Origin of the sequence: Edaphosphingomonas fennica (assembly GCF_003034225.1) — a bacterium.
Lineage (GTDB): Bacteria > Pseudomonadota > Alphaproteobacteria > Sphingomonadales > Sphingomonadaceae > Sphingomonas_E > Sphingomonas_E fennica.
In genome coordinates, this window is the sequence record NZ_PHHF01000081.1 from 1 (window position 1) to 13645 (window position 13645).

General features: G+C 66.9%; 16 protein-coding genes and 1 pseudogene. 7 read left to right on the forward strand and 10 right to left on the reverse strand.

The window, feature by feature from the left end; translation table 11 throughout:
- Positions 1-266 precede the first annotated feature (266 nt).
- Complete coding sequence (locus CV103_RS20285; RefSeq protein ID WP_107396042.1) at positions 267-497, forward strand: helix-turn-helix transcriptional regulator; 231 nt, start codon at positions 267-269, stop codon at positions 495-497.
- 103 nt (positions 498-600) lie between these two features.
- A pseudogene (locus CV103_RS20290) lies at positions 601-765 on the forward strand (JAB domain-containing protein); the annotation flags it as partial.
- 34 nt (positions 766-799) lie between these two features.
- Here the strand turns inward: CV103_RS20290 and hslU are convergent.
- The 9 genes from hslU to CV103_RS20330 form a co-directional block, all read right to left on the reverse strand.
- A complete protein-coding gene (hslU, locus tag CV103_RS20295) occupies positions 800-2098 on the reverse strand; it encodes an ATP-dependent protease ATPase subunit HslU (protein ID WP_070934516.1) in 1299 nt (432 codons plus the stop codon).
- Between the two features lie 69 nt (positions 2099-2167).
- Positions 2168-3325: an FAD-dependent oxidoreductase gene (locus CV103_RS20300; protein ID WP_245896986.1), complete on the reverse strand. Its 1158-nt coding sequence runs from the start codon at positions 3323-3325 to the stop codon at positions 2168-2170.
- Positions 3300-3854, reverse strand: coding sequence for an ATP-dependent protease subunit HslV (gene hslV, locus CV103_RS20305; RefSeq protein ID WP_107396007.1), 555 nt, complete (start codon positions 3852-3854; stop codon positions 3300-3302). Before hslV ends, CV103_RS20300 begins: the two co-directional genes overlap by 26 nt.
- Positions 3851-3982 carry a hypothetical protein gene (locus CV103_RS23125; protein ID WP_281258517.1) on the reverse strand — a complete coding sequence of 44 codons (132 nt, stop codon included), beginning with the start codon at positions 3980-3982 and terminating at the stop codon, positions 3851-3853. The genes hslV and CV103_RS23125 overlap by 4 nt, the downstream gene beginning before the upstream one ends.
- Positions 3983-3991: 9 nt before the next feature.
- Entirely contained in the window at positions 3992-4327 is a 336-nt protein-coding gene (locus CV103_RS20310) for a DMT family protein (protein WP_015457967.1), read from the reverse strand.
- A gap of 111 nt (positions 4328-4438) precedes the next feature.
- Positions 4439-4846, reverse strand: a complete 408-nt coding sequence (locus CV103_RS20315) for a holin family protein (RefSeq protein WP_070934519.1) — start codon at positions 4844-4846, stop codon at positions 4439-4441.
- 57 nt (positions 4847-4903) lie between these two features.
- Entirely contained in the window at positions 4904-5806 is a 903-nt protein-coding gene (locus CV103_RS20320; protein ID WP_107396008.1) for a hypothetical protein, read from the reverse strand.
- Between the two features lie 23 nt (positions 5807-5829).
- A complete protein-coding gene (locus CV103_RS20325; protein WP_015457970.1) occupies positions 5830-6795 on the reverse strand; it encodes a diacylglycerol/lipid kinase family protein in 966 nt (321 codons plus the stop codon).
- Between the two features lie 2 nt (positions 6796-6797).
- Positions 6798-7328, reverse strand: a complete 531-nt coding sequence (locus CV103_RS20330) for a DUF2141 domain-containing protein (protein ID WP_015457971.1) — start codon at positions 7326-7328, stop codon at positions 6798-6800.
- Positions 7329-7451: 123 nt separating this feature from the next.
- On the opposite strand from CV103_RS20330, the gene lptF reads away from it, so the two are divergent.
- Together lptF and lptG are read left to right on the forward strand one after the other, a co-directional pair.
- Entirely contained in the window at positions 7452-8660 is a 1209-nt protein-coding gene (lptF, locus tag CV103_RS20335) for an LPS export ABC transporter permease LptF (RefSeq protein WP_015457972.1), read from the forward strand.
- Positions 8657-9760, forward strand: a complete 1104-nt coding sequence (gene lptG / locus CV103_RS20340; RefSeq protein WP_070934521.1) for an LPS export ABC transporter permease LptG — start codon at positions 8657-8659, stop codon at positions 9758-9760. Before lptF ends, lptG begins: the two co-directional genes overlap by 4 nt.
- Before the next feature lie 38 nt (positions 9761-9798).
- Here the strand turns inward: lptG and CV103_RS20345 are convergent, their stop codons facing one another.
- A complete protein-coding gene (locus CV103_RS20345; protein ID WP_107396009.1) occupies positions 9799-10923 on the reverse strand; it encodes a glycosyltransferase family 2 protein in 1125 nt (374 codons plus the stop codon).
- A 162-nt stretch (positions 10924-11085) separates the two neighbouring features.
- On the opposite strand from CV103_RS20345, the gene CV103_RS20350 reads away from it, so the two are divergent.
- The 3 genes from CV103_RS20350 to CV103_RS20360 are packed head-to-tail and all read left to right on the forward strand — an operon-like array spanning position 11086 to position 13645.
- Complete coding sequence (locus CV103_RS20350) at positions 11086-11874, forward strand: sterol desaturase family protein (RefSeq protein WP_015457975.1); 789 nt, start codon at positions 11086-11088, stop codon at positions 11872-11874.
- Positions 11871-13031 (forward strand): N-acetyltransferase, encoded by a 1161-nt coding sequence (locus CV103_RS20355; protein ID WP_211314436.1) that lies wholly within the window; start codon positions 11871-11873, stop codon positions 13029-13031. The genes CV103_RS20350 and CV103_RS20355 overlap by 4 nt, the downstream gene beginning before the upstream one ends.
- A gap of 11 nt (positions 13032-13042) precedes the next feature.
- Positions 13043-13645, forward strand: coding sequence for a peptidylprolyl isomerase (locus CV103_RS20360; RefSeq protein WP_107396010.1), 603 nt, complete (start codon positions 13043-13045; stop codon positions 13643-13645).

Consider the following 13645-nt stretch of genomic DNA (forward strand, 5'->3'; position numbering starts at 1 on the left):
AAAGTGGACGACTTTTACGCCGCCCGCAGCCGGACAATCCCGCCGCTACCGTGGTCTAGTTTTCCACCGCCGTTCTCACCCTATGGTATCCGTTTCTTAGACCGGTGACGTCGACGTCTTTCGTCGCGGGAAATTACGCAGCATGTATATCCCAGCGGATGCGTGAGGCACCGGGAATCACGAATGAATCAGGTCGCGCCTCGTTTGAGCATCGCAATGATCAACATGACGACGCCGCGGTAGTCGTGCTGCGGAAGGAGGCCCGCATGACAGATAGCAAATTCCTCACACCCGACGAGGTAGCTGAACGCTATCGCGGTGGTGTTTCAGTTGGGACGCTTCGAAACTGGCGCGCGATGCGACTCGGCCCATCCTTCGTCAAAATCGGAAAGGCTGTCCTCTACCCGCTCGATGAGCTTGATGCATGGGATGAACGGAATAAAGTGAAGTGCCGTGCTTCCAAGGGACCTAGCAATTATGGGAGTAATCGGGCGTGAGCGTCACGCATGAACATGATCAGCCGACCCCAGTTCACGGCACCTGCGAGCAAGCGTGTCAGAAATATTCTTTTGAATACAGAATTTTAGATATAAAGCACGTATGGTGCACAACCATCCTTCCGGCGATCCGACGCCAAGCCGGCAGGACATCGCGCTGACCCGCGATCTCGCCACCGCGGCCAAGCCGCTGGGCATCGCCATCCACGATCATGTGATCATCGCCGGCGAAGGCCATGCCAGCCTGCGGGCGATGGGGCTGATCTAGCCCCCCTCGCCCGCCCGGCCCGCTTGCATGCCCGTTACAGCACGAACTTGCTGAGATCGGTGTTGCGCGCGATCGCGGCGAGCTGCTTTTCCACATAAGCGGCGTCGACGACGATGGTGGTGCCCTTGCGGTCCTCCGCGTCGAAGCTCACTTCCTCCAGCAGCTTTTCCATGACGGTGGAAAGCCGCCGCGCGCCGATATTCTCGACCTCGGCATTCACCTCGGCGGCGATGCGGGCGATGGCGGCGATGCCATCGTCGGTGAACTGCACCTCCACGCCCTCGGTGCCGATCAGCGCGCGATACTGCTCCGTCAGGCTCGCCTGGGTGGCGGAAAGGATGCGGACGAAATCGGCCTCCGTCAGCGCCTTCAGCTCCACCCGGATCGGCAGGCGGCCCTGCAGCTCCGGCAGCAGATCGCTGGGCTTGGCGACATGGAAGGCGCCCGAGGCGATGAACAGGATGTGATCCGTCTTCATCGGCCCATATTTGGTGGCGACGGTGGTGCCTTCGATCAGCGGCAGCAGATCGCGCTGCACGCCTTCGCGGCTCACCGATCCGCCGCGCACGTCGCTGACCGCGATCTTGTCGATCTCATCCAGGAAGACGATGCCGTTCGCCTCGGCATCGGCGAGCGCGATGCGACTCACCTCATCCTGATCGAGCCGCTTGTCGGCTTCCTCCTCGACCAGCTTGGCCCAGGCGGCGCGAACGGGGAGCTTGCGGCGCCGGGTGCGGCCGCCGCCGAGCTTGCCCATCATCTCGGTCAGGTTGATCATGCCGACCTGGCCGCCCATGCCGGGAATCTCGAAGGAGGGCGAACCCGAATCCTCGAGATCGATCTCGATCTCCTTGTCGTCGAGATGGCCGTCCTCGAACCGCTGGCGGAAGGCCGTGCGGGTCGCCTCGCTGGCATCCTTGCCGACCAGCGCGTCGAGCAGGCGGGCGAGCGCCGCTTCCTCGGCCTTGTCCTTCACGGCGTTGCGGCGGCGCTCCTTCTCCAGCCGCACCGCTTCCTCGACGAGATCGCGGGCGATCTGCTCGACATCGCGGCCGACATAGCCGACCTCGGTGAACTTGGTGGCCTCCACCTTGACGAAGGGCGCATCGGCCAGCCGAGCGAGGCGGCGGCTGATCTCCGTCTTGCCGCAGCCCGTCGGCCCGATCATCAGGATGTTCTTGGGCGTCACCTCCTCGCGCAGGCCCTCCGGCAGGCGCTGGCGGCGCCAGCGGTTGCGCAACGCCACCGCGACAGCGCGCTTGGCGTCCTGCTGGCCGACGATGTGCGCATCCAGCGCGGATACGATGGCCTTGGGGGTGAGGGCGTCGTTCATCTAATTCTCTGCCTGGTATTGGAAACTTGGGGGGACTGGCGGGCGATATCGGTGCGGTGTCGTCCCGGATCAACCGCAGCGGAAGCCGGCGAAGAGCTTGCGGTGCCCCTCGACGATACGGGCGATCGTTTCGGGTTCCGGCTCGGCAAGCTCCACGCCATGTTCGTGCGTGCCGCCGAGGATCACGCCGTCGGCGCGGGAAAACATGTAGAGGCCGCCCGGCGCGGACAGGGCATAATCCACCTCCGGCTGCGGCAGCAGGACGGCGAGCTGCCCGCGCACCGGCTCCAGCTCCGCATCGCCGAACAGCGCGCGGCTGCCGAGGCCGGTGCAGTTGATGACGGTGGCCTCGGGCAGCGCCGCGATATCGTCGACGCTGTGGAAGGGCCGGATGACGATGCGGCCGCCGGCGATGCGGATATCCCGTTCCAGCGCGCGCAGGAAGCGGCCGGGATCGACGATCATGCCGTCGAACTGGCGGACATTGGGATAGGGGAAGGGATGATCGCCGGCCGCGACCTCCTTCGCCTCCGGGAACAGGTCCATCAGCAGCGTATCGATCGGACCGGGCGTAAGCAGCCGGTTCGACATCGAATAGTTGCGCATCCAGCGGACGCCATATTCCTCGCCGGCCAATATCTGATAGCGCCGGTAGGCGTAGCGCGCGGCCGCGACGAGCTGGGCGGAGAAGGCTGGCGTCAGCCGGTCCCCGTCCACGACGGAGGAGGGAAACCACTGGCCGCCGGCAATGTTCGAGGTCGTCTCCGGCGGCAGCTTGGCGGTGTAGATGGTGACGGGAAAACCCGCTTCCTGCACCAGCCGGGCGGTGGTGAGGCCCATCACGCCCGCGCCGATCACCGCCACCCCGCCCTGCTGGCCCGGCAGGGCCAGATCGACGGCGAGGCGGGAGCTCCCCCAGCTGAGCGTGATGCCGCCGCCGCCATGGCCGTAATTATGGACGAGCCGCTTGGCGCCCAGCGCCTCCGCCCGGACCACGAAGCCCGATGGCCTATAGGGCCGCAGCCCGGCCACGGTGCGGATCACCCGATCGGGGGCGACATTCACCCTGGGCAAACAGCCGCGCTGCGCCGCCCCATGGGGGCGGGCCGCCGGCAGGGTGGCGCATCCCGGCAGCGCCAGCGCGGCAAGGCCGGCGGTTCCAGCCGCCAGCACCTGCCGCCGCGCCGGAGCGATCCGGCTATCAGCTTGCGCTATCAAGCGTTTCAACCGTGAGCTGATCGTTGGTGAAGACGCACACCTCCGCCGCGATGCCCATCGCCTTGCGGCAGATCGCCTCGGCATCGGGTTCATAATCCACCAGCGCGCGGGCGGCGGCGAGCGCGAAATTGCCGCCCGATCCGATCGCGGCGACGCCGCCCACCGGCTCCAGCACGTCGCCATTGCCGGTGAGGATCAGCGTCACATCCTTGTCCGCGACGATCATCATCGCTTCGAGGTTGCGGAGATATTTGTCCGTCCGCCAATCCTTGGCCAGCTCCACCGCGGCGCGCATCAGCTGGCCGTGATGCTGCTCCAGCTTGCGTTCCAGCCGTTCGAACAGGGTGAAGGCATCGGCGGTGGCGCCGGCGAAGCCGCCGATCACCGAACCGTCGTACAGCCGCCGCACCTTGCGGGCGTTGGGCTTCATCACCGTATTGCCCATGGAGACCTGGCCGTCGCCGGCCACCACCACCTTGCCGCCGCGCCGCACCGAAAGGATCGTCGTGCCGTGCCAGCCAATCTTGTCTTCGCTCATGCCAATCCCATGATCTTGGTCGCCGCCGATATGGGCGCGGGGCCGGCGGATGGCAACGCATCGTCCCGCGCGAACCCGACGAAGTCCCGCGCGAACCCGACGAAGTTGAGGAAGTTGAGGATTGCCATCACGCCCTTTCAGCTCCGCCCGACGAACATGAAGGCGGCCGCCCCGGCGACGCAGGCGCCCGCGCCGAGATAGCGCCAGCTCAGCGGCTCCTTGAGCACGAAGATGGCGAACAAGGCGAAGATGGTGAGGGTGACGCATTCCTGCATGATCTTGAGCTGGCCGCCGCTGAGGCCGCTCGCATAACCTATCCGGTTCGCCGGCACCGCCAGGCAATATTCGATCAGCGCGATGCCCCACGAGGCGAGGATCACCACCCACAGCCGGGCATCAGGGAATTTCAGATGCCCGTACCAGGCGATCGTCATGAACAGGTTGGAGAGGATGAGAAGGCCGAGGGTCGTCATGCGGGGGCAGGCTCCGGTCGCCCCGCCGCCGATGGGGCGGATCGGGAACCCGACGCGATAGGATCGAATCGCATCGGGCTCCAGATTTTCCTGCCGGCCTCGGGACGGGACTCAGGCCTTCTTGGCCTTGCCCCATTCGCGGGCGACCGTGTAGCCGAGATAGCCGGTGCCGAAGAGCGCGTAGAGCGGTTCCGGCAGGCCGGCCAGATAGGCGTTCATCGCCTTGGCGATCGCGGAGCCGAGCGCCGGCTGCGCCGCCGAGATGATGCCCATCGGGATCGACCATAACAGCAGCGCATACATCACGTAGAGGAAGCTGGGCCGCGCCCGGCTGGTCCATGGATCGGCGGACTGCGCCTCGGCCACGATCGCCGAAAGCTGGGCCTTCACCGCTTCCAGTTCCTGGCCGCCTTCCAGCTTGATGAGTTCCAGCTTGGCCCGATCCCGCGCCTCGGGATCGGGAATGATCTTGTCGATCAGCTTGGCCACGGGGCCGAATATGCCTTCGATAAGGGACATGGGACACCTCCTTCAGGGAGGCGAATGATAACCTATATGGTTATCTGTAGGACAGCGTCAGCGCACCGCGCCCTTGCGCATCAGCCGGGGCAGCAGCACCATCGCCCCCAATATCGGGAAACGGCGCTGCCAGGGCTTGATGGTGATGGCGGTGCCGGCGTGGCGATTGATCTTCCAGGCGAGATAATCGATGCCGCCCGCGAAGGTGAGGCTGGCCTTGGCGAGGCGGATGAGGGTGAGACGCTTGCCCCGCCGCTGGAGCTTGCGCCAGCGGGAGAGCGCCATGGCGCGGATCTGGGGCGATGTGCCCGCGCCGGCATTCACCCCGGCCTCGGCGAGCGCCGGCCCGAGGAAGCGGCGGTAGCGATCGGGATCGGCATCGACGATCGAGCCGGGGCGGCTGCCGCGTTCGGCGCGAAGCTCCGCGCCATAGGTAAGGGTGAAGCCCTGCCGCCAGAGATCGAGCGGGTCGGCGGGCGCCCGGTCCAGCGTGGGCGCGGCCAGCGCCAGCAGCGTCGGCGCGGCCTGCGCCACCGCGGCGACGGCGCGGGCGCGGGCGGCATCGTCCGCCGCCCAGACGAGCCGCGCCGGCTGGGCGAAGCGCGCCCAGACCGAGACGTTATCCGCATGGACCGAGCAGAGCCGGGCGAAATCCGCCTCGTCCAGCACCGCATATTTGGCGGCCAGGCCATCCGCCTCGAACGGGAAGACGTTGGGCGGCACCAGCCGGTTGGCCGTCGCCAGCCACCGCCTGCCATAGGCCGCGCGATAATCGGAGACGATCAGGTAGAAATCGAGCATCAGCCCGTCGAGCCGGGTCTCGCGCAGGCAGGAACCGTAGAAGAGCACGGCGCGCGCGGCATCGCCATGGCGCGCGGCGATGGCCGCCGCCAGCGCCGCCGCGCGCGGATCGACCGGCTGGCCAAGCTCGGCCGCCACCAGCGTTTCCAGTGATTCCACCGTCTTTCGCCCGACGATGCCCGTCAGGCCGCGAGGCGCAGGAAGGGCATGGGCGGGGTGGGCGTCAGCACGATCGGCCGGCCCTTCTCCGCCTGGAACAGCTCGCCGTCCAGAATCACGCTGGAACGTTCGCCCTCGATGCGGATCTCATCCCCGCGCTGCAGGTGAACGCCGGCCAGCCGATCCTTGCCGAGCCGGCCGAAGGCGGCCGCGACCATCGCCCGCAGCAGCGAGAGCGGGCGCTGTTCCACCATCATCAGCTGCAGGCCGGACGTGCCGAGGCCGCCCGTCTTGCTGCCGAGCAGCAGCTTGTGCAGCGTGGTGACGATCAGCAGCGCGAAGCGGCCGTGGATTTCCCCCTGCCGGATCAGCGAGACGCTGACCTCCGCCGGGCGCGGCGGCAGGAAGGCGGCACGGATGCCGAAGATCAGCGACAGGAACACGGCCAGGGCCGTCAGCACATGGCTGAAGCCGTTGGGCAGGCCGAGCGGATAGATCTTGTTGCGGCAGAACAGGATCGAATCGGCAAGCCCCGCGCCGCCCAGGAACATGCCCAGCACCGGGCGGACGCCGCCGTCGGAAAGCGCGATCAGCTCGCGCGGGACGATATGATCGGAAAGATCGCCGCCGCGCACGATATCCAGCACCCGTTCCAGCGCCACGATCGGATCGCCGCTGGCGCCCAGATCGAGCGCGATCAGGTTGGTCTTGCCGTTGGGCAGCACCGCCACCGGCGGCGGCGAGGCGCCGAAATGGCCGCCAAGATGCAGCTCGGTCAGCGCCGCCTGGACGGTGCCGTCGCCGCCGTTGATCACCAGCACCTGCGGCTTCACCCGCGCGATGGTGCGCAGCGCCGCCCCGATCTGATCGATCGATTCGACCTCGTAATGGAAAATCTCGCTATGCTGCGCGCAGAAGCTGCGGATGCGCGGCAGGATCGCCCGGTTGCCCGTGGAACGCGGATTGGAGAGCAGAGCGACAACGGCCATTCTTACCTCGCGGCCGACTTGATCGGCTTGATCGACAACCCCTGGAAATAATTGAGCACGACCGGCACCGGCTGCGGCCGGGCGCCCACGCTGATCACCACATCCTCATATTTCGGCTTGAGCGAGACGATCGACAGGCCGGGATTGCGGGAAAAGCCGCCGCCGTCGTTCCGGCTCGACTTGCCGTTGCCGTCGACATCGTGGCGCACCGCGACCGCATAATTGCCCGGCTGCGGCAGCGCGACGCAGACCTCCATCGGCCCGGACGCGGAAACCGGCAGGTCGACGCGCTTCAGCTTCTTGCCCTTGGCGAGGAATTCCGCCTCATTGCCGCCATAAACCTGAACGCGAAGATTGCCCGTGCGCGACTTGAACCCATCGACCTTGACGAGGACGGCCGCCCCCGTGGCGCCCGCCGCGCAGGCCGCCGCATCGGGGCCGAGCGCCGCCGCCCGTGCCGCGCCCGCGCCCATTGTCGCCGAGACGACAAGCGCCAGCGCCGGAATGGTTGCGAAGCTCGACAGTTTCAGCATGACCTCTCTTCTCCCGGAAGCTATAGCCGGGCTGCAACGCGCCCGGCGGGATACGCATGCCCCCGACGCTTTTCACAATCGGCTGCGATTGCGGCCAGAACATGGTGACGAGGCGACCATATTTTGAGAATTGCGAGCCTCATCGACCGTTATCTGGCCCGCCTGATCGCCGTGCCCCTGCTGGGCACGCTGGTGGTGGCGGCCATGCTGCTCGTCCTCGACAAGATGCTGCGATTGTTCGACTTCGTGGCAAGCGAGGGCGGGCCGGTGAGCGTCGTGTGGAAGATGCTCGCCAACATGCTGCCCGAATATCTCTCGCTCGGCATTCCGATCGGGCTGATGCTGGGCATCCTGATGGCCTTCCGCAGGCTGGCGCTTTCCTCCGAGCTGGACGTGCTGCGCGCGCTCGGCATCGGCTATGGCCGGCTGCTGCGCGTGCCCTACATGTTCGCGATCGCGCTGGCCGCGCTCAACCTGTTCATCGTCGGCTTCGTCCAGCCTTATTCGCGCTATGCCTATGAAGGACTGCGGTTCGAGCTGCGATCGGGTGCGCTGGGCGCATCGATCAAGGTGGGCGAATTCACCCGGCTCGGCAGCCGGATGACCCTGCGCGTGGAGGAAAGCCGCGAGGGCGGGCGCGACCTTTCCGGCATCTTCGTGATGACCGAGGCGCGGGACGGCAAGTCCGTCGCCGTCACGGCGGAGCGCGGCACCTTCATGGCCACCGACGATCCCGACGTGATCATCCTGCGGCTGGCCAACGGCACCCTCGTCCACGACGCGCCCAATTTCCGCACCCCGCGCGTGCTGAGCTTCGTGAGCCACGACCTGCCGATCGACCTGCCCAAGATGGAGGCGTTCCGCCAGCGCGGCGGCCGCGACCTCGAAATGACGATCCCGGAACTGGTGAAGATCGCCCGCAATCCCAAGACGCCCGCGCAGATCCGCAACGAGCTGCGCGCCAATTTCCATTTCCGCCTGGTCGAGGTGGCGACGATGTTCCTGCTGCCGCTGCTGGCGGTCGCGCTGGCGGTGCCGCCCAAGCGGTCCAGTTCCTCGCTGGGCGTGTTCCTTTCGATCGTGATGCTGGTGACGCAGCACAAGATCAACGAATATGGCGAGGCGCTGGGCGCGCTGGGCCGGGTGGACCCGCTGATATCGCTGTGGGTGCCCTTCGTCCTCTTCGCGGCGCTGACCTTCTGGATGTATCACACCATCGCCAACGTGCCCGGCGGGCAGCCGATCGGCGCGCTCGAACGCTGGGCGGCGAAGGCCGGCAAGGCGCTCAGGCGCTGGCTGCCCTTCGGCCGGCGGATGGGAGCCCCGGCATGAAGGCGCTGCTCGGCCGTTTCTTCGCCTCGCCCACGCTGACCTGGTATATGGGCAAGAAGTTCGTGCTGACGAGCTTCGGCGTGCTGGCGGCGCTGGTGCTGATCCTCCAGACGCTCGACCTGCTGGGCGAATCGGGCAACATCCTCGCTTATCCGGGGAACGGCCAGGCGGAGCTGTGGCAATATGTGTCGCTGCGCATGCCGCAGCTCATCGCCCGCTTCCTCCCCTTCGCGGTGCTGCTGGGCGCGCTGATCACCTTCGTGACGCTGAACCAGAACAGCGAGATCATCGCGATGAAATCGGCGGGCGTTTCCGCCCACCAGATCCTGACGCCGCTGATCGTGGCGAGCATCGGCATCGCCGCCCTCTCCTTCGCCTTCAACGAGCGTATCGTCGCGCGGGCCACCGGCACGCTGAACGCCTGGGAGGCCGCCGAATATGGCCCCATCCCGAAGGACCGGGGCATCGTCAGCAACGTATGGGTGCGGGCCGGGGACGACCTGATCCACGCCGACCAGGCGAGCGGCCGGGGCGCGGGCGTGAAGCTGGCCAACGTGACCGTCTATGACCGGATCGGCGGCACGCTGGAAACGATCATCAGCGCGGAAAGCGGCCGCTACGATCGCGGCGGCTGGCTGCTGGAGAAGGTTCGCCGGTTCGACGTGACGCGCGGCGTCGCATCGGACCTGCCCTCCCTCACCGTGGCGCGCGGCGTGGCGCCCGATCGCTTCACCCTGTCCAACGTCAATGCCGACGAGCGCAATTTCCTGGACCTGCGCACCGCCATCGCCGACCTGCAGGCCGCCGGGCGGCCGACCGAGGCGCTGGAAGCCGGGCTGTGGCACAAGATATCCGGGCCGATATCATCGGTATTGATGCCGCTGCTGGCGGGCGTCGCAGCCTTCGGCCTCGCGCGATCGGGCCGGCTGTTCATCCGCGCCGTGATCGGCATGGCGCTGGGCTTCACCTATTTCGTCGCCGACAATTTCGGCCTCGCCATGGGCAATATCGGCGCCTACCCCCCGCTGCTCGCCGCCTGGGGGCCGCCGATCCTGTTCCTGCTGATCGGCGAGACCGTGCTGATCCGCACCGAGGAATAAGGCCGGGAGACAGGAGCCGGGGAGCAAGGCGCCGGGCTTCAGCCCGGCACCGATCGGCGGCGGGACAGCCGCACCCAGGCGGAGCTGCGGGTCAACAGCAGCATCAGCGCCAGGGCGGCCCAGCGAACGGGCTTGCCCCGGCGCAGATAGTGGCGGGCGACGCCGTCGAAGCCGATCGGCGAATCCGCCTCGGCCAGCCGGCGGTAGCGCCGCAGCTCACCGCGCAGATATCCCCAGCCGGATCGCCAGCGGGCACCCAGCAGGCGCTTGCCGATCTTCACATATTCGCGCGCGCAGAAGCGGGATACGGCAAGGCGGGTTTCCACGCCGGCATGCGGCAGCGCCGCCTCCAGCGCTTCCCCGAAGCCGCGCAGGGCGAGCGCGAGATCGTCGTGCCGGCGGGTATCGAAGGCGCCGCGCGTGCGGGCGATGCGCGCCATGATGCTGCCCGGCCGGCGGCGATAGAAGACCCACGGCTCGGCGGCATAATAATGGCTGCGCGTGCGCAGCACGACCCATGGGACCGTGGCGACATCCTCGAAGCAGGCACCGACCGGGAAGCGGATTCCGTCCCACAGCTCGCGCCGGCAGATCTTGGACCAGAGATGCAGGCGCCGCGCGCTGAATATGCCCTGGACCAGCGCCTCGCAGTCCGTTTCCAGGCGGCCGGCGACGCCGTCGAAGCTCGCCATTGCCGCGCCGTCCTCCACGCCGCCGCTGCCGGCCCGATAATCGCACAGCACCATATCCGGCCGGTGCGCCGCGACGATCGCCTCGAGGCCCGCGATCGCGCCGGGAAGCAATATGTCGTCCGAATCGAGGAACCAGACATAATCGCCCCGCGCTTCGTCCAGGAGCTGGTTGCGGGCCGCGCTCACCCCCCGGTTGAGCGGGTGGGCCAGCAGCCGGACGATATCGGGGCGAATCGCGCGAAGCTGCTCGCACCGCATCGGGGAGCCATCGGTCGAGGCATCGTCCAGCAGGACGACCTCCACGCCGCCATCCCCGATCTGGTCCAGCACGGAGCCAATGCATTCAAGCAGATACGGCTCGACATTATAGACAGGCACCAGCAGGCTGAGCCAGATCGAGGCCGATTCCGCGACGACAGGCACAGCCATCGTGCCGCCGTCAGCCGGCCGCACGTCGACATCATCTTGCATTCCCACCCCCAAGGCGCCGCACACGCCCTATCCGTCCCCCAGGGGCCGAGCGGCGCCGGCGGGCGATCTAGATCGCAATCTTCCGATTGTCGCCCTGAAAGTGCCGCATTGCGATTTCATGGAAAAAACCTATCCGGGTTTACATTACCCGCTCATGACAGGTTGATTAAGGACAAGGTCGCGGTGAAGAGCACGGAATCGATCCAGGGCGGTTTCTGGAACCGTTCGCACCATCTGGACAGGATGACGCTGCGCGAGCTTGTCGTCGCCTATTTCCAATATCCGGCGATCATCGCCTATCTCGGCCTCGCCGTCGCGGCGATCGGCGCCTGGTTCTGGCGGCCGGCCGGGCTGGCGCAGACGCTGGCGGCGATCGTGATCGCCACGCTGGTCTATCCCTTCGTCTGGTATTGCCTGCACCGCTGGGTGCTGCACAGCAAGTGGATGTGGAAATCCAGGTTGCTGGCGCCGACCTGGAAGCGCATCCATTATGATCATCATCAGGACCCGAACCATCTGGAGGTGCTGTTCGGCGGCCTCCACACCACCCTGCCGACGATCGCCGTGGCGACCGTGCCGATCGGCTATGCCATCGGCGGCTTCGGCGGCGGCGCAGCGGCGCTCGCCACCGGCCTGATCACCACCTGCGTGTATGAATTCTTCCACTGCATCCAGCACCTTGCCTACAAGCCGCGCAACAAGTGGGTGGCCGCGATCAAGCAACGGCACATGCAGCACCATTTCCACAACGAAAACGGCAATTACGGCATCACCAACTATTTCTGGGATCGCCTGTTCGGCACCTTCTACGAGAAGGCCGGCGAGCGGAAGAAGAGCCCGACCGTGTTCAACCTGGGCTACACCACCGAGGTGGCCGAGGAATATCCGCACGTCGCCCGGCTTTCGGGCGGGGTCGCGACCGGCCATCCCCGCAAGCGCCAGCGCGATTGATCCCGGTGCCAGGCATAGTCATCAGCCCGGTGGCCGGCGCCGCCGACCGCCGGGCGTTCGTCGATCTTCCGTGGAAGCTTTATGCGACCGATCCGCATTGGGTGCCGCCACTGAAGGATGAGGTGCACGGCCTCATCAATCCGAAGAAGAACCCCTGGTTCGGCCATGCCGAGGCCGCCTTCCTGCTCGCGCGCCGCAACGGCCGGGTGGTCGGCCGGATTTCGGCGCAGATCGACCGGCTGGTGCTGGAGATGCCCGCCATCCAGGGCGGCGGCCCCGGCGTGGGCCATTGGGGCATGTTCGAGGCGGAGGATGCCGAGGCGGCAGCGGCGCTGATCGCGGCGGCCGAGGATTGGCTGCGCGCCAAGGGCATGACCCGCGCGATGGGGCCGTTCAGCCTTTCGATCTGGGACGAACCGGGCCTGCTGGTCGAGGGCCACGACCATAGCCCGACGGTGATGATGGGCCACCATCTGCCGGCCTATCAGGCGTGGATCGAGGCGGCGGGCTATGCCGGCGCGCGCGATCTTGCCACCTATGAGCTGGACATTTCCCGCGAGTTTCCGCCGCTGGTGCAGCGCATCGTCGCATCCGGCGAGCGCAACGCCCGGATCAACATCCGCAAGGTGGACAAATCCCGCTTCGACGAGGAAGCCGCGCTGCTGCTGGGCATCCTGAACGATGCGTGGTCGGACAATTGGGGCTTCGTGCCGCTGACCGACGCCGAGATCGCTTATGCGGGCAAGAAGCTGAAGCCGATCGTGTTCGAGGACCTGATCCGCGTGGCCGAGGTGGAGGGCGAACCCGTCGCCTTCATGATGACGCTGCCCGATCTCAACGAGCTGACCCGCGACCTCGACGGCCGGCTGCTCCCCTTCGGCTGGGCGAAGCTGCTCTGGCGGCTGCGGCGCCCGCAGGTGCGCACCATGCGCGTGCCGCTGATGGGCGTGGTGAAGCGGCTGCAGGCGACGCGGCTGGCGAGCCAGCTCGCCTTCATGATGATCGAATATATCCGCCGCGATGCCGTGGCCCATTATGGCGCGACGCGCGGCGAGATCGGCTGGATCCTCGAGGACAATCAGGGGATGAAATCGATCGCCGAGACGATCGAGAGCCGGGTGAACAAGATCTACCGCATCTACGAGAAGGCGCTGTAGCGAACCGAACAATGCCCTTCCGGTTCGCACGCCGCCTCGCCTGCCTGTTCTCGCTCGCCGTCGCCGCAACCAGCCCGGCGGCGGCCCCGGCGCCCGGCCAGGTGCTGGTGCGGCTGGAGACGAGCGAGGGGCCGATCACGGTGGCGGTGGAGACGAAGAAGGCGCCGATCACCGCCGCCAACTTCCTCCGCTATGTCGATTCGAAGCGGTTCGACGACACCAGCTTCTACCGCGCGGCGCGGGCGAAGAACGGATCGGGCAACGGCCTGATCCAGGGAGGCATCAACCGGCGGATAACCCGCGCCTTCATCCCCATCGCGCACGAGCCGACATCCCAGACCGGGCTCCGCCATGTCGATGGCACGCTTTCGATGGCGCGCAACGCGCCGGGCACCGCCATGGGCGAATTCTTCATCACCATCGGCCCCGCGCCCACGCTGGACGCCAAGCCCGGCTATGTCGGCTATGCCGCCTTCGGCCATGTGGTGAGCGGGATGAACGTGGTCCGCAAGATATTGGCCAAGCCGACCTATCCGGGCGGCTATACCGAAACCACCAAGGGCCAGTCGATCATCGATCCGCCCAGGATCATCACCGCCCGCCGGGTGCGATAA